This is a genomic window from Enterobacter sp. 200527-13, assembly GCF_027924865.1.
Classification (GTDB): Bacteria; Pseudomonadota; Gammaproteobacteria; order Enterobacterales; family Enterobacteriaceae; genus Enterobacter; species Enterobacter ludwigii.
In genome coordinates, this window is the sequence record NZ_BSCM01000010.1 from 46,732 (window position 1) to 62,743 (window position 16,012).

The window sequence follows — 16,012 nt, forward strand, 5'->3', positions numbered from 1 at the left end:
GAGGGGTAATGTCACCATCCGAAATGGCCGCTTGTCTGGCTTATGCCCTCTCGGTCTGGCTGGCTGCCAGAAACAGTATTCACACGTGGTGGATAGGCATCATCGGCAGTGGGCTTTATGGCTGGGTCTTTTATTCGGTTCAGCTTTACGCTGACGTTACCCTGCAGCTCTTTTTCATCATCACCAGCATCACCGGCTGGGTGCACTGGCTCAAAGGTCATCGCGGGGAGGTATTGCCCGTTCGGCGTACCCCGCCCAGACATTTCTTCATCCTGCTCGCCTGCGCCCTGCTGGTGGCCGCGGGTTATGGCCTGATCTTGCATCGCTACACTAACGCCTGGGCCCCCTGGGTGGACTCCGTTATTTTGACATTCAGCGTGCTTGCACAGTTTATGTTAATGGGGCGACGCCTGGAGAACTGGTACGTCTGGCTGGCTGTAAACACGCTGGCGGTACCGTTATATGCGATGAGAGATCTGCATTTGACCGCGGGTTTATATCTGGTGTTTTGGTTTAATGCCTGGCACGGTTTATATCAGTGGCGTAAGGAGATTCGCACCCAGTGAAGCCTTATCGCGACGGTCTGGTTGTGGGCAAATTTGCGCCATTACACGTGGGGCATGAAGCGCTGATAAATGCTGCGCTGGCCCAGTGTGAGACGGTCTATATCATCAGTTATTCGCGTCCGGAAATCCCGGGTTATGACCCCGACAAGCGCCTTCACTGGTTAAGCGCGCGCTTCCCGCAATGTCATCACCTTGTGCTGACGCCGGAGGTCATCGCGACCCATGCGCTTGAACCACTGCCGCATAATGATGCGGATGCCGATCTTCACCGGCATTACGTGGCAACGCTGTGTGAAAAAATACTTCACTGCCAGCCACAGGCCGTATTTACCGCCGAAGACTACGGCGACGGATTTGCGGCGGTGTTAAGCCAGCGTTTTGGCAAGCAGGTTACGCATGTCCGCCTCCAGCGTCCGAAGGGGCCTGATGCGCCCTCGGGAACCCTGATACGTTCTGACGTCCATCGCTACCGCACGATGATGTCCCCGGAGGTCTACCGTAGCTTTGTCTTTCGGATTTGTTTATTGGGGGGCGAATCGACAGGAAAAAGCACGCTTTCCCGCGCGCTGGCGACGACGCTCAACGCCCCATTTGTCGCCGAGTTTGGCCGAGAATACTGGGAAGAGAAGAACGGCGTGCTGGGATGCGACGATCTGCTGCATATTGCCCGCGAGCAGGTGCGTCGTGAAGCGATGGCCAGCACGGCTCCCTTCCTGGTTTGCGATACCTCGCCCTTAACCACGCTGTTTTATATGCTCGACCAGTTTGGCAGCGCGCCACGGGAGCTAGAGGAATTAGCCGGGCGTGCATATTCTCTGGTGGTGCTCTGTGGCGATGAGTTTCCTTTTGTTCAGGATGGTACCCGTCAGGGGGCTGCATTCCGCCAGCGACAACAGGCATGGTACATCCGCGCGTTAACTGACAGAAATATCCCCTATCTGCCTGTTTCTGGTTCGCTCGCTGAACGCATTGAACAGATTCGACGACATCTGCAGGAACGGATCTGATATCGCTCTCGATCTTCTGTCATATCCGGTTTATTGTTGAAATCCCTGCCTCATCGAATTCCGGAGAATCATCGCGTGTTTCAGAAAGTTGACGCCTATGCCGGCGACCCCATTCTCTCCTTAATGGAGCGTTTCAAAGAAGATCCTCGCAGCGACAAAGTCAACCTCAGTATTGGTTTGTATTACAACGAGGAGGGCATTATTCCTCAGTTGCAAGCCGTGGCAGAAGCGGAAGTGCGTCTTAACGCCGTCCCGCACGGGGCCTCGCTCTATCTGCCAATGGAAGGGTTAAACAGCTACCGCAACACCATTGCGCCGCTGCTGTTTGGTGCCGATCACGCCGTGCTGACACAAAAACGGGTGGCGACCATCCAGACGCTGGGTGGTTCGGGCGCATTAAAAGTTGGCGCTGACTTTCTGAAAAAATACTTCCCGGATTCTGGCGTGTGGGTCAGTGACCCGACGTGGGAAAACCACGTGGCGATTTTTGAGGGCGCGGGCTTTACGGTGCAGACCTATCCGTGGTTTGACAGCGAAACCAACGGCGTGCGTGTTGACGCGCTGCTGGAAAAACTGAATACGCTGCCGGAGCGCAGTATTGTTCTGCTGCATCCGTGCTGCCATAACCCGACCGGTGCAGACCTGACTAATACCCAGTGGGATGCGGTAATCGACGTGCTGAAGACGCGTAACCTGATCCCCTTCCTCGACATCGCCTATCAGGGCTTTGGCGCGGGCATGGAAGAAGATGCCTACGCTATCCGCGCCGTTGCCAGCGCCGGACTGCCTGCGCTGGTCAGCAACTCGTTCTCAAAAATCTTCTCCCTGTACGGTGAGCGCGTCGGCGGCCTGTCAGTGGTCTGTGAGGACGCTGAAGCGGCCGGACGCGTGCTCGGTCAGCTGAAGGCGACCGTGCGCCGCATTTACTCCAGCCCGCCAAACTTTGGTGCGCAGGTAGTCGCCACGGTGCTGGGTGACGATCGGCTGAAAGCGTCGTGGCTCGCCGAAGTGGAATCTATGCGCAAGCGCATCCTGACGATGCGTCAGGAGCTGGTCGACGTGCTGAAAGAGGCCGTCCCAGGGCATAATTTTGACTATCTGCTTAAGCAGCGTGGGATGTTCAGCTACACCGGCCTCAGCGCGGCTCAGGTCGATCGCCTGCGTGAAGAGTTCGGCGTCTACCTGATTTCCAGCGGCCGTATGTGCGTGGCGGGGCTTAATGCCAGCAACGTTCATCGTGTTGCGCAGGCGTTTGCGGCAGTGATGTAAGCACTCACTATCCATGCTCTCTCCCTGCGGGAGAGGGCCGAGTGAGAGCATCATGACGCACAAATATCCTGTCCGGTGGCGCTGCGTCTACCGGGCTTTCGGACCTCATCCGCGCTTTGTGATCTTCTTCTTTTTATTCAGCTTCATAAGTAAAAACTCCTTTCCTTCATCTCCCCCCGGGGTTATGGTCGGATAGTTTTTTGACCATTCACTCAAAATAAAACGATAACAAACTGAATATTCAGGGGAAAACATGCGCAAGATCACACTGGCGCTCAGCGCCGCCTGCTTATTATTCTCGCTAAATAGTGCCGTCGTGGCGCGCGCTTCCGCACCGACGCCACTTTACACCGGCACAACAGCCGCCATGCTTGCCGAGCAGGCACCTGTTCACTGGGTATCCGTAGCCCAAATCGAAAATAGCCTGTTAGGGCGCCCGCCAATGGCTGTAGGCTTTGATATCGACGATACGGTCCTGTTTTCCAGCCCGGGATTCTGGCGGGGCAAAAAAACCTACTCACCGGACAGCGAAGCGTATCTGAAGAACCCCGAGTTCTGGGAAAAGATGAATAACGGCTGGGACGAGTTCAGCATTCCTAAAGAGGTGGCGCGCGCGCTTATCGCCATGCACGTTAAACGCGGTGACAGCATTTACTTTGTGACCGGACGCAGCCAGACCAAAACCGAAACCGTCTCTAAAACGCTGCAGGATGATTTTCAGATCCCGGCTTCCAGCATGAATCCGGTTATTTTTGCCGGCGACAAACCCGGCCAAAACACCAAAACCCAATGGCTGGAACAGAAGAACATCAAAGTCTTCTATGGCGATTCAGATAACGATATCACCGCCGCGCATGACGTCGGAGCCAGAGGGATCAGGGTGTTACGCGCCTCAAACTCTACGTATCGACCGTTGCCCATGGCCGGAAAGTTTGGCGAAGAAGTGATTGTTAATTCTGAGTATTAACCGCCGGGCGGCGAGGCTGCCTCTTTTTTAATCAAATCTCGCCGCTGTGGGTTTTACCTTTCGCTTTCTTGCTGCACACTTAGAAAGATTCATCTTTCATAACGGAGCAGCACATGTGGTATCAACAGACCCTGACCTTAAGCGCGAAACCTCGTGGATTTCATCTGGTGACTGATGAAGTCATTGGGCAAATTCGCGACCTCTCGCGCATCAGGACGGGGTTACTGCATCTGCTGCTTCAGCACACGTCAGCCTCTCTCACGCTTAATGAAAATTGCGATCCCACCGTCCGGTCTGACATGGAGCAGCATTTTCTCAAAACCGTTCCGGACAACGCCCCTTATGAACACGACTATGAGGGAGCAGATGACATGCCGTCGCATATCAAATCCTCTCTGCTGGGCGTATCGCTGATGCTGCCGGTGCACAATGGTCGGTTACTGCTGGGAACGTGGCAAGGGATCTGGCTGGGAGAACATCGTATTCACGGTGGTTCGCGTAAAATTATCGCAACGCTACAAGGGGAATAAAGATGACAATTTCGGAGCTACTTCAGTACTGCATGAGTAAACCTGGCGCGGAGCAAAGCGTTCACAGCGACTGGAAAGCCACGCAGATTAAAGTGGGGGATATTCTGTTTGCGATGGTGAAAGAGGTTGAGGGTCGCCCGGCGGCGTCGCTGAAAACCAGTCCGGAACTGGCGGAGCTGTTACGCCAGCAGCACCATGACGTCCGGCCAAGCAAGCATCTCAACAAAGCGCACTGGAGTACCGTTTATCTCGACGGTTCACTGCCGGGTTCGCAAATTTACTATCTGGTGGACGCGTCTTATCAGCAGGCGGTAGAGCTGCTGCCGGAAGCGACCCGACAGCAACTCTCCGTGTGACAATTACAGCAACGGTTTGAGGAAGCGCGCGGTGTGCGAGGCTTCGCACTCTGCAACGGTCTCTGGCGTACCGGAGACGAGGATTTCACCCCCGCCGCTGCCGCCTTCCGGGCCGAGATCGACAATCCAGTCCGCGGTTTTAATCACGTCCAGGTTGTGTTCAATGACCACAATCGTGTTGCCCTGATCGCGAAGCTGATGCAGAACATCAAGCAGCTGCTGGATATCGGCAAAGTGCAGACCGGTGGTCGGCTCATCGAGAATGTACAGCGTCTGGCCGGTACCGCGTTTGGAGAGCTCACGCGCCAGCTTCACGCGCTGTGCTTCACCGCCAGACAGCGTGGTGGCAGACTGCCCCAGACGAATATAGGTCAGGCCCACATCCATCAGCGTCTGCAGCTTACGCGCCAGCGCAGGGACCGCGTCAAAGAACTCACGCGCCTCTTCGATGGTCATATCCAGCACTTCGTGGATGGTTTTGCCTTTGTACTTAATCTCCAGCGTTTCGCGGTTATAGCGTTTGCCTTTGCACTGGTCGCACGGCACGTAAATATCCGGCAGGAAGTGCATCTCAACCTTGATAACCCCGTCGCCCTGGCACGCTTCACAGCGTCCGCCGCGCACGTTAAAGCTGAAACGTCCTGGCGTATACCCGCGTGAACGCGCTTCCGGCACACCTGCAAACAGTTCACGTACGGGTGTGAACACGCCCGTATAGGTGGCAGGGTTGGAACGCGGAGTCCGCCCGATTGGACTCTGATCGATATCGATCACTTTATCGAAATGCTCCAGCCCCTGGATGTCACGGTACGGCGCCGGTTCGGCCAGCGTCGCGCCGTTCAGCTGCGTCTGCGCAATCGGGAACAGCGTATCGTTGATCAGCGTCGACTTACCGGAACCGGATACGCCGGTGATACAGGTAAACAGCCCAACCGGCAGCGTCAGCGTCACATCTTTCAGGTTGTTGCCGCGGGCGCCGGTCAGCTTCAGCACTTTTTCCGGGTTCGCCGGTACACGCTGTTTCGGCACTTCAATCTTGCGCTTGCCGCTCATGTACTGGCCGGTCAATGACTCCGGCACCGCCATAATATCTTTCAGCGTTCCTTCCGCGACCACCTGGCCGCCGTGTACGCCAGCGCCCGGGCCGATATCGATAACGTGGTCAGCGGCGCGGATCGCGTCTTCATCGTGCTCAACCACAATCACCGTGTTACCGAGATTACGCAGGTGGACAAGCGTGCCGAGCAGACGCTCGTTGTCACGCTGGTGCAGGCCGATTGAGGGTTCATCCAGCACATACATCACGCCGACGAGGCCTGCGCCAATCTGGCTCGCGAGGCGGATACGCTGAGCTTCGCCACCGGAGAGGGTCTCTGCGGAGCGGGAAAGCGTCAGGTAATTCAGGCCGACGTTCACCAGGAACTTCAGACGATCGCCGATCTCTTTCAGCACTTTTTCCGCGATTTTCGCGCGCTGGCCGGAGAGCTTCAGGTTGTTGAAGAAGTCCATCGCGTGACCGATGCTCATGTCTGAGATGGTCGGCAGCGCCGTGTTTTCAACAAACACATGGCGAGCTTCACGGCGCAGACGCGTACCTTCACAGGTCGCACAGGAACGGTTGCTGATAAACTTCGCCAGCTCCTCGCGAACCGCGCTGGATTCGGTCTCTTTGTAGCGGCGTTCCATATTGTGCAGCACCCCTTCAAACGGGTGACGGCGCACGGAGGTATCACCGCGATCGTTCATGTACTTGAACTCGATGTTCTCTTTGCCGGAACCGAACAGCACCACTTTGTGCACGTTCGGGTTCAGGCTGGCCCACGGGGCTTCGACGTCGAATTTATAGTGCTCTGCCAGCGACTTCAGCATCTGGAAATAGTAGAAGTTGCGGCGATCCCATCCGCGGATCGCACCGCCAGCCAGCGACAGCTCCGGGTTTTGGATCACGCGGTCCGGGTCAAAATATTGCTGTACGCCCAGCCCGTCACACGTCGGACAGGCGCCCGCCGGGTTGTTGAACGAGAACAGACGCGGCTCCAGCTCGCGCATGCTGTAACCACAAATCGGACAGGCAAAGTTGGCGGAGAAGAGCAGCTCTTCCGCTTTCGGGTTGTCCATATCGGAGACCACGGCCGTACCGCCAGAGAGTTCCAGCGCGGTTTCGAAGGATTCGGCCAGGCGGGTCGCCAGATCGTCACGGACTTTGAAACGGTCAATCACCACTTCGATGGTGTGCTTCTTCTGCAGCTCCAGCTTAGGCGGATCCGACAGGTCACACACTTCGCCGTCGATACGGGCGCGGATATAGCCCTGGCTTGCCAGGTTCTCCAGCGTTTTGGTGTGCTCGCCCTTACGCTCTTTAATGATGGGCGCCAGCAGCATCAGGCGTTTGCCTTCCGGCTGCGACAGCACGTTATCCACCATCTGGCTTACGGTCTGCGCGGCCAGCGGGACGTCGTGATCCGGGCAGCGCGGTTCACCCACGCGTGCATACAGCAGACGCAGGTAGTCATGAATTTCGGTAATCGTACCAACCGTTGAACGCGGGTTATGCGAGGTGGATTTCTGCTCAATGGAGATAGCAGGTGATAACCCTTCAATATGGTCTACATCCGGTTTTTCCATCAGTGACAGGAACTGACGTGCGTATGCAGAGAGTGACTCCACGTAACGACGCTGTCCTTCGGCATATAAAGTGTCGAAAGCCAGTGAGGATTTGCCAGACCCCGAAAGCCCGGTCACGACGATGAGTTTGTCGCGAGGGATTATGAGGTTGATATTCTTGAGATTGTGGGTGCGGGCGCCCCGAACTTCGATCTTATCCATTCACCTTTCCCGGTTGGAACACGGATTGCCTGGTTTGTTTGAAGGACAAACGGCTGTCAGAAACGGCTAATTATGACACAAAATGACCTGTTTGAATATACAGTATTGGAATGCATTTTCTGATTCACTGTGTAACAATGTCGAGTTCGCGAGAGATTTCGGAACCGACTACGCAACTATGCAAATTGCAGCGTGGAAATGGTACACTCGCGCGTTTACACTATTAAGAAACGTATTCAGGAGACACGAACATGGCCAGCAGAGGCGTAAACAAGGTGATTCTCGTCGGTAATCTGGGCCAGGACCCGGAAGTACGCTACATGCCGAGTGGTGGCGCAGTTGCCAACATTACGCTGGCTACTTCCGAATCCTGGCGTGATAAAGCGACCGGTGAGATGAAAGAGCAGACCGAATGGCACCGCGTAGTGCTGTTTGGCAAACTGGCGGAAGTGGCTGGTGAGTATCTGCGTAAAGGTTCTCAGGTTTATATTGAAGGCCAACTGCGTACCCGCAAATGGACCGATCAAGCCGGCGCTGAGAAGTACACCACGGAAGTTGTGGTCAACGTGGGTGGCACCATGCAGATGCTCGGTGGCCGTCAGGGCGGTGGCGCACCAGCAGGTGGCGGTCAGCAGCAGCAGGGCGGTTGGGGTCAGCCTCAGCAGCCACAGGGCGGCAACCAGTTCAGCGGTGGCGCGCAGTCTCGCCCACAGCAGCAGTCCGCGCCAGCACCGTCTAACGAACCCCCAATGGACTTCGACGACGATATTCCGTTCTGATATCCGACTGTTTAAAACAAAAAACCCAGACCTCGGTCTGGGTTTTTTTATTCATCTCAGGGATCAGGTAATCACCATCGGCCAGTCTGGCGGGGTATGGCTCATGGCTTCCACCATGACCACTTTAATATTTTCCCAGACGGCAGCGAGATCCAGCAGGGTGATGCCAAGCAGGCCCGTTGCGAACCAGCATGCTGCGCCCAACCCCAACAGGGTGCTGATGACAGCAAGGCCAGCATAGTCAGATTTACGAAACTGAATGTTTAGCGTGCTGGCCAGGAACATCAGCACCGCACTTAACAAAGGCCAGCGCAGGAGAACCATGCTGGTAGTAATGGTTGCCATAAAACCCATCCTCAACAAAACAGACGAACTGAATGAAACAGTGTTTCTCGTTACACAATATGTGTGAACTATATCACATTTGTTGATTTATTCGCCAGCCTCAGACGGGTGAAAAAAGCAGGAATTATCACAGCCAGGCGTCGCACGAGGATTGAGGGGAAAATATATCTTTGCACGCTAATGACCCCCTTTTATCGCTTCCAGGTAATAAATTCATTGAGATAACAAATCCTCTGCAAATTGAGGTGTGCTGTAGAACGTTTACAGCAACAACCCTTTGGATTATGCTTGAGTGGATAAATAAATTTACTCGCATTCTATAATTCAGGTTTTTGAATTTTATTGGTTTTTTTCTCTTTGTACGTTTTTAATTACACACAACGTCTCGCACTCCAGCTGTGCTGATATTCAGCATCCTGCTCTGGCTCGCCGATTTTTGAATCTGAAGAAAGTTGCGTCCGGTTTAACGCTTAATAATCTGCGAAGAAAATGAAAGAAAAACGACGTGAGATTGTTAATGACAGCCTGCGGGCGTTGCATGCGCTGGCAGATCTGATGCCCCAGCTTCACGCCCATTGTTCGCTGGGTGAGATGCTTGAGACGATCAACCGGGCCTTCGGGGCAAGCCTGGCCTGGATTAGCGTTGATACTGACGGGCTGCAGCGCGTGGTCTGTGCCGGTGAAGTGACCTGTCACTCATTTGAGGTGGCCGATTTTCTTGCCGGTACCCTGCTGGAGAAGCATCACCGCGCGTGGCGGGTCGTCTACTGGAAAGAGAATATCGGCCGCGCATTATTCTCCGCTCATCATCCTGGTTATTCGCAATTGCAAAGCGGGGTGTTATGCAAGCTTTCAACCCATAACGGACAAGGCAGCGGCTATTTCTTTCTGGCGTTTGCTGAGCCGTTATATTCTCTGGCCATCCTGAAAAGTATTGTTGCGGTACTGGTCGAAAAATTAAAAGACTATTTTTCAGAAATTATCGTTCGTGAAAAAACAGCGCAGGAAATGCAGCGTGTGGTGACCCAATATAAAACCCTGTTTGAACGAGCGCCTGTTTTAATGAACTCATTCGATAAATTTAACCGCTGCGTGCTGTGGAATGCTGAGTGTGAAAAAGTGTTTGGCTGGACAATGGCGGAGATCAGCGCCCATGCCGATCCGCTCTCACTGTTTTACCCCGACCCGGAAGAGCGGCGACGGGTCAGGGAGTCGGTAAATGTCTCGCCGCTAAAGGATATGTACGAGTGGCATCCACTGCGTAAAGACGGTACGCCGTTGACGGTTTTGTGGTCAAACATTCTGCTGCCGGACAGCTCAGTCCTGAATATCGGGCTTGATATTACCGAGCGTAAAAAAGCCGAACAGCAGCTGGAAGTGAAAGCCACCACGGACGATCTTACCGGGTGTTTTAACCGTTCAACCATTTTACAGCAGCTGGAATCCGCGCTGGCGGCAAATGCCAGGCAGGATGCTGACAGCCATTTTTGCGTGCTCATGTTTGACCTGGATTTTTTCAAACAGATCAACGATCGGTGGGGGCATCAGGTGGGCGATCGGGCACTTATCCACTTTTGCCAGGCAATCCGTGAGTTAAGCCCCGAGAACGCTGCGCTTGGCCGTGTGGGCGGCGAGGAGTTTTTACTCCTGCTGGCACGAACCGACGGCAACGCGGGCGCCCTTTTTTCGGCGAGGCTACGTACTGCCCTCAAAACCAACCCGCTCGTGGTGGGAGAGAAAAAGCTGGTGCTGTCATTCAGCGCCGGGGCGGTGGAGGTCTGCCAGGGCCAACACGATACTTCAGGATTACTGATGCGTGCCGATAAAGCATTATATGACGCCAAGCGTACGGGTCGGGGGAAAACGGTGGTGGCTGCTGATTATTTATAAATCAAAAAACAAAATACGCGCGAGTAAATAGCATAAAATGTCATGTTGCCGTTGTTGTTTTTTCACACTGTCAGAAGTTTGGCTTAATCAACGATCCTCTGTTGTGTTATCTTAAAACCTCCCGTACCCGCTGGATAATTATTTTCCTTAATTGAAACGGAACGAATACTTACAGTTTAGCTTACGGGAAAATATTATCGTCATAACGAAAATTAAGATTTTTAATACTAAAAGTCAGTTGCTAACTTCGCATGATTCATGCAACGTAATCACCTGTTAAACAAAGCATCCGGCCTTCATTACTACAGGCGTACAACATGCAGGGATATAGGGCGGGAAATGAATCGTAGCGCGCGGCGCAAGATGCTCAGGGTGGTAGGGATCATCATGGTAGTTATGCTGCCGGTGATGCTTGCGCTATGGTTTGCCCAGATAAGAGCCGTGTCGGAAACAAGCGCCCAGCTACGTACCTTTGCTGAACTGGCGTTAGACAAAACAGAGCTGGTAATTCAACAGGTTGATCTGGCCCGCGACGAGGCTGAAAAATATCAGGGTGAACGTTGTACACCAGAACATCGCCAATATATGTTGAACGTTGTTCGGGGTCGTCTGTTTGTGGCGGATTTAATTTATGCAGAAGGTCAGAATTTTCTTTGTTCGACCGTTTTTACACCCGCCAATCCTTATCTGATATCCACTGCTAATTACACACGTAAACCTGACGTTGCTATCTATTATTATCGCGATACGCCATTTTTTACTGGCTATAAAATGACATATATGCAGCGCGGAAATTATGTTGTGGTGGTCAATCCGCTTTCCTACAGCGAAGTAATGTCGACAGATCATTCCCTTTCGTGGGGGGTATACGACACGGTAACGAATGCATTCTTTTCCGTCAGTCAGCGCGCGAATGTTTCTTTATTAAGTTCGATGATTCGGGATAAGGAATCGGTATTTCAAAAAGATAACCGTTTTTATACAGTCGTCAAATCCCCAAAACGGCCTATTGCCGCTATCGTGTCGACGTCGAATAAACGTTTTTATGAAATGCTTTATCACCAGGCGACGTTGACGCTACCGCTGGGGATGATCTGCAGCATAATTATTTTGCTGGTGTGGTCTCGCACCCATCGTGAACTCAATTCTCCCGGGCGGTTACTGCAGCGAGCGCTCAATAAACGCCAGCTTTGTGTTCACTATCAGCCGATTATTGATATCAAGAACAACCGGTGCGTGGGAGCCGAGGCGTTATTACGCTGGCCTGGCTTTAACGGGCCGGTCATGAGCCCGGCTGAATTTATTCCGCTGGCGGAAAAAGAGGGCATGAGCGAGCGAATTACGGATTATGTTGTCGAAGAGGTATTCAGCGATCTGGGGACATTCCTGGCAACGCATCCGCATCTCTATATTTCGATTAACCTGTCGGCCACGGATTTCCACTCTTCACGGCTGATCGCCATGATTTCGGACAAGGCCCGACACTACGCCGTGCGTGCGCAGCAAATTAAAATCGAAGTCACGGAGCGCGGTTTTATTGATGTCCCTAAAACCACTCCGGTTATTCAGGCGTTCCGTCAGGCGGGTTACGAAGTGGCGATTGATGATTTTGGAACGGGTTACTCTAACCTGCACAACCTTTATTCGCTGAATGTCGATATTCTGAAAATCGACAAATCCTTTATCGACACCCTAACAACCAACAGCACCAGCCACCTTATCGCCGAGCATATTATTGAGATGGCACAAAGCCTGCGGCTTAAAACCATTGCGGAAGGGGTGGAAACGGCAGAACAGGTGAGCTGGTTGTTGAAACGTGGCGTTCAGTTCTGTCAGGGATGGCACTTCGCGAAAGCGATGCCGCCCCAGGAGTTTATGACCTGGCAGCAGCAACCTTTGCATTGAGAGTCATTAATTCAACTGGTGGCGATAGTCGCTCGGTGTGCGGTCAAACTCGCGGCGAAACACGCGGGAAAAGGTTTGTTGCGACACATATCCCAGATCCATCGCGATATCAAAAATGGGCCGCTGCGTTGAGCGTAAGGCCTGCGCCGCCAGCAGCAGTCTGCGCTGACGAATGTACTCACCCAGCGTCTGGTGCATAACGGTACGGAACATTCTCTGTAAATACCATTTCGAATAGCCGGATTTTTTAGCGACCACATCAATGTTCAACGGTTGGTCGATATGTTCATCAATCCATTCAATAAGTGTCTGAATAATTTGCTGATGCGACATAAGGTTGCCCCTCTGTAGATACAACTGCCCTGGTTGATTCGTCGTTTTCTCTGCGGGCGAGTATAATTCCTCAAGTTAACTTGAGGTAAAGAGGTTTTATGGAAAAGAGATTGCCGCGAATTAAAGCGTTGTTAACCCCCGGCGAAGTGGCGAAGCGAAGCGGCGTTGCGGTGTCGGCGCTCCACTTCTATGAAAGCAAAGGGTTAATTAAAAGCATCCGAAACGCCGGAAACCAGCGACGCTACACGCGTGATGTGCTCCGTTATGTCGCGATTATCAAAATTGCCCAACGAATCGGAATCCCCCTGGCCACCATCGGCGATGCGTTCGGCGTGCTGCCGGAAGGGCACTCTCTCAGCCCGAAAGAGTGGAAAGAGCTTTCCTCTCAGTGGCGTGAAGAGCTGGATCGACGCATTCACACGCTGGTAGCGCTGCGTGATGAACTGGACGGATGTATTGGCTGCGGCTGTTTGTCGCGCAGTGATTGTCCGTTGCGTAACCCGGGCGACAGGCTGGGTGAGCAGGGGACAGGGGCGCGGTTGCTGGAGGAAGACTGAGATGCGGCAGAAAACCGCACCTCATACCGCACCTCATAAAGAACTAAAGCGCCACAAAAGGGCGCTTTAGTTTTTCCCGGTCTTTGTCTTTCACTCTATCCCGCTGGTTCACGGGAGGGTTTCCCCCGACATCAGCACCCCTCATGTCGAGCGTGTTGGGGAGGTTCCGGATTGTGCTGACACTTTAATTCTATGCAAGACCCGTCTTTTCGCCAGTCGGTCAGGCCATTTTTTAGGCGAATTTTTTTCGCGGTGTTGTTCGATTTTCTATAGTTAAAAAGTATGAATAAAAGGAGAATACAATGCTCACGGTACACCACCTGAACCAGTCCCGCTCACACCGTGTGATCTGGGCGCTGGAAGAACTTTCCCTGCCCTATGAGATTGTTCATTACCAGCGCGAAAAGAGCATGCTGGCGCCTGAGTCGCTCAAAAAAGTGCACCCGTTGGGCAAATCGCCGGTTATTGAAGATAACGGCCTGATCCTCGCCGAGTCGGGGGCCATCCTCGAATATCTTCAGGAAACCTACGATCCTGAGTCGCGGCTTAAACCTCTGGATCCTGCGCATAAGGTGCAATACCGCTTCTGGTTGCACTATGCCGAAGGTTCGCTAATGCCGCTGCTGTTGATGAAGCTGGTTTTCAGTAGCCTCGGTAAGCCGCCCGTGCCGTTTGGTATCCGCACGTTGGGTAAAGCGCTGGGGCAGGGAGTGCAAAAAGCGTATCTCAACCGCCAGCTTGAAACCCATGCACGCTTTATTGAGTCGCATCTTGCCGAAAACAGCTGGTTTGCCGGCGACGCGCTCAGCATGGCGGATATTCAGATGAGCTTCCCGATTTTTGCCCTGCTGGCGCGCGGTGGCATCGATAACCTCCCGCATACCCAGGCCTGGAAGAAAAAAGTAGAGAGCAGCCCTGGCTGGCAAAAAACGCTGGAGCAAGGTGGCCCGTTATCGATTCCGGGTGGGGAGTGAAATGTAAACAAATTGCGCACAGACGATAACGTTTGCGCATCCTCTGTTTATTTCTTCAGCGTCATAAGGGAATTTTAGCGAAAAACGATAAAGTTCAGTTGAAAAGGGCGGGGATTAGGCTAGATAATCGTTTGCCTTAATTTGACCACCCGTTTGTAAGCGCGGAGCTAAACGTTTGCTTTTTCTGTGACGCCCCTTTCGTCGCAAATGCAAAACACGGATTTGACGTTTAGCTGGCAGTGGCGTCTCCACCACGCTTACGGACTTTCTATAAAAACTCTCAGGGGATGTTTTCTATGTCTACGCCATCTGCGCGTACTGGCGGTTCGCTTGACGCCATTTTTAAAATTTCGGCTCGCGGCAGCACCGTGCGTCAGGAAATCGTTGCCGGTCTGACCACGTTTCTGGCGATGGTTTACTCCGTCATTGTCGTTCCGGGTATGCTGGGTAAAGCGGGCTTCCCGCCGGCTGCTGTCTTTGTTGCTACCTGTCTCGTGGCGGGCGTTGGCTCCATCGTGATGGGCCTGTGGGCGAACCTGCCGCTGGCGATCGGTTGTGCAATCTCGTTGACCGCCTTTACCGCTTTCAGCCTGGTTCTGGGTCAGCACATCAGCGTACCGGTTGCGCTCGGTGCCGTGTTCCTGATGGGTGTACTGTTTACCGTTATCTCCGCCACCGGCATCCGTAGCTGGATTTTGCGCAACCTGCCTCAGGGCGTGGCGCATGGCACCGGCATTGGTATCGGGCTGTTCCTGCTGCTGATTGCCGCAAACGGCGTCGGCCTGGTGATCAAGAACCCGCTGGACGGTCTGCCGGTGGCGTTGGGGCACTTCGCGAGCTTCCCGGTCATTATGTCCCTGATCGGTCTGGCGGTAATTATTGGTCTGGAAAAACTGAAAGTCCCGGGCGGCATTTTGCTGACCATTATCGGGGTGTCCATTGTTGGCCTGATTTTCGATCCTAACGTTCACTTCTCCGGGATTTTCGCCATGCCGTCGCTGAGTGATGACAAAGGCAACTCTCTGATTGGCAGCCTGGATATCATGGGGGCGTTGAACCCGGTGATCCTGCCAAGCGTGCTGGCGCTGGTGATGACCGCGGTGTTTGATGCAACGGGTACCATCCGTGCCGTCGCGGGTCAGGCGAACCTGCTGGATAAAGACGGTCAGATTATCGATGGCGGCAAAGCGCTGACCACCGACTCCCTGAGCAGCGTCTTCTCGGGTCTGGTGGGCGCGGCTCCGGCTGCGGTCTATATCGAGTCCGCTGCGGGTACGGCGGCAGGCGGTAAAACCGGCCTGACGGCCATTACCGTTGGCGTGCTGTTCCTGCTGATCCTGTTCCTCTCTCCGCTCTCCTACCTGGTGCCGGCCTACGCGACCGCACCTGCACTGATGTACGTTGGTCTGCTGATGCTGAGCAACGTGGCGAAAATCGATTTTGCTGATTTTGTGGATGCGATGTCAGGCCTCATCACGGCGGTCTTTATCGTGCTGACCTGTAATATCGTGACCGGCATCATGATCGGTTTCGCGTCGCTGGTGATTGGGCGTCTGGTCTCCGGCGAGTGGCGCAAGCTGAACATCGGCACCGTTGTGATTGCCGTCGCGCTGGTGGCGTTCTACGCGGGCGGCTGGGCAATCTAAGTTGTCCATTGATGCGAAAACGGGTGGCTCAGGCCGCCCGTTTTTATTTTCAGGACTCATCC

15 protein-coding genes are annotated in these 16,012 nt (G+C 53.7%); 12 read left to right on the forward strand and 3 right to left on the reverse strand.

The features are described 5' to 3' along the window. Window positions 1-8 precede the first annotated feature (8 nt). The 6 genes from pnuC (at window position 9) to QMG44_RS21670 (ending at window position 4,695) form a co-directional block, all read left to right on the forward strand. A complete protein-coding gene (pnuC, locus tag QMG44_RS21645; protein WP_025206391.1) occupies window positions 9-566 on the forward strand; it encodes a nicotinamide riboside transporter PnuC in 558 nt (185 codons plus the stop codon). Continuing rightward, a complete protein-coding gene (locus tag QMG44_RS21650; protein WP_025206390.1) occupies window positions 563-1,573 on the forward strand; it encodes an AAA family ATPase in 1,011 nt (336 codons plus the stop codon). Before pnuC ends, QMG44_RS21650 begins: the two co-directional genes overlap by 4 nt. 75 nt (window positions 1,574-1,648) lie before the next feature. Beyond that, on the forward strand, window positions 1,649-2,842 hold the full coding sequence (gene tyrB, locus QMG44_RS21655; protein ID WP_086533133.1) for an aromatic amino acid transaminase: 1,194 nt from the start codon (window positions 1,649-1,651) through the stop codon (window positions 2,840-2,842). A gap of 253 nt (window positions 2,843-3,095) precedes the next feature. Continuing rightward, window positions 3,096-3,809, forward strand: a complete 714-nt coding sequence (gene aphA / locus QMG44_RS21660) for an acid phosphatase AphA (RefSeq protein WP_014168217.1) — start codon at window positions 3,096-3,098, stop codon at window positions 3,807-3,809. A gap of 113 nt (window positions 3,810-3,922) precedes the next feature. After that, window positions 3,923-4,339 (forward strand): secondary thiamine-phosphate synthase enzyme YjbQ, encoded by a 417-nt coding sequence (locus QMG44_RS21665; protein WP_014168218.1) that lies wholly within the window; start codon window positions 3,923-3,925, stop codon window positions 4,337-4,339. Window positions 4,340-4,341: 2 nt separating this feature from the next. Next, window positions 4,342-4,695 carry an MmcQ/YjbR family DNA-binding protein gene (locus QMG44_RS21670; protein WP_014168219.1) on the forward strand — a complete coding sequence of 118 codons (354 nt, stop codon included), beginning with the start codon at window positions 4,342-4,344 and terminating at the stop codon, window positions 4,693-4,695. 3 nt (window positions 4,696-4,698) lie between these two features. Here the strand turns inward: QMG44_RS21670 and uvrA are convergent, their stop codons facing one another. Continuing rightward, window positions 4,699-7,521 carry an excinuclease ABC subunit UvrA gene (gene uvrA / locus QMG44_RS21675; RefSeq protein ID WP_014168220.1) on the reverse strand — a complete coding sequence of 941 codons (2,823 nt, stop codon included), beginning with the start codon at window positions 7,519-7,521 and terminating at the stop codon, window positions 4,699-4,701. Window positions 7,522-7,772: 251 nt separating this feature from the next. Here uvrA and ssb1 point away from each other — a divergent pair, with 251 nt between their 5' ends. Next, window positions 7,773-8,300, forward strand: a complete 528-nt coding sequence (gene ssb1 / locus QMG44_RS21680) for a single-stranded DNA-binding protein SSB1 (RefSeq protein ID WP_020882840.1) — start codon at window positions 7,773-7,775, stop codon at window positions 8,298-8,300. A gap of 63 nt (window positions 8,301-8,363) precedes the next feature. Here the strand turns inward: ssb1 and QMG44_RS21685 are convergent, their stop codons facing one another. Then, a complete protein-coding gene (locus QMG44_RS21685; RefSeq protein WP_020882839.1) occupies window positions 8,364-8,645 on the reverse strand; it encodes a YjcB family protein in 282 nt (93 codons plus the stop codon). A 489-nt stretch (window positions 8,646-9,134) separates the two neighbouring features. On the opposite strand from QMG44_RS21685, the gene QMG44_RS21690 reads away from it, so the two are divergent. Both QMG44_RS21690 and QMG44_RS21695 read left to right on the forward strand, forming a co-directional pair. Next, window positions 9,135-10,535, forward strand: a complete 1,401-nt coding sequence (locus QMG44_RS21690; protein ID WP_086533134.1) for a sensor domain-containing diguanylate cyclase — start codon at window positions 9,135-9,137, stop codon at window positions 10,533-10,535. A 339-nt stretch (window positions 10,536-10,874) separates the two neighbouring features. Beyond that, on the forward strand, window positions 10,875-12,440 hold the full coding sequence (locus tag QMG44_RS21695) for an EAL domain-containing protein (protein WP_086533135.1): 1,566 nt from the start codon (window positions 10,875-10,877) through the stop codon (window positions 12,438-12,440). 6 nt (window positions 12,441-12,446) lie between these two features. On the opposite strand, the gene soxS is transcribed toward QMG44_RS21695, so the two are convergent. Next, a complete protein-coding gene (gene soxS / locus QMG44_RS21700; RefSeq protein WP_013095071.1) occupies window positions 12,447-12,773 on the reverse strand; it encodes a superoxide response transcriptional regulator SoxS in 327 nt (108 codons plus the stop codon). A gap of 98 nt (window positions 12,774-12,871) precedes the next feature. Here soxS and soxR point away from each other — a divergent pair, with 98 nt between their 5' ends. The 3 genes from soxR (at window position 12,872) to ghxP (ending at window position 15,950) form a co-directional block, all read left to right on the forward strand. Continuing rightward, window positions 12,872-13,330, forward strand: a complete 459-nt coding sequence (soxR, locus tag QMG44_RS21705; protein WP_014168225.1) for a redox-sensitive transcriptional activator SoxR — start codon at window positions 12,872-12,874, stop codon at window positions 13,328-13,330. A 302-nt stretch (window positions 13,331-13,632) separates the two neighbouring features. Further along, window positions 13,633-14,304: a glutathione S-transferase family protein gene (locus tag QMG44_RS21710; protein WP_063157163.1), complete on the forward strand. Its 672-nt coding sequence runs from the start codon at window positions 13,633-13,635 to the stop codon at window positions 14,302-14,304. 296 nt (window positions 14,305-14,600) lie between these two features. After that, window positions 14,601-15,950, forward strand: a complete 1,350-nt coding sequence (gene ghxP, locus QMG44_RS21715; protein ID WP_020882835.1) for a guanine/hypoxanthine transporter GhxP — start codon at window positions 14,601-14,603, stop codon at window positions 15,948-15,950. The last annotated feature ends 62 nt before the right edge of the window (window positions 15,951-16,012 follow it).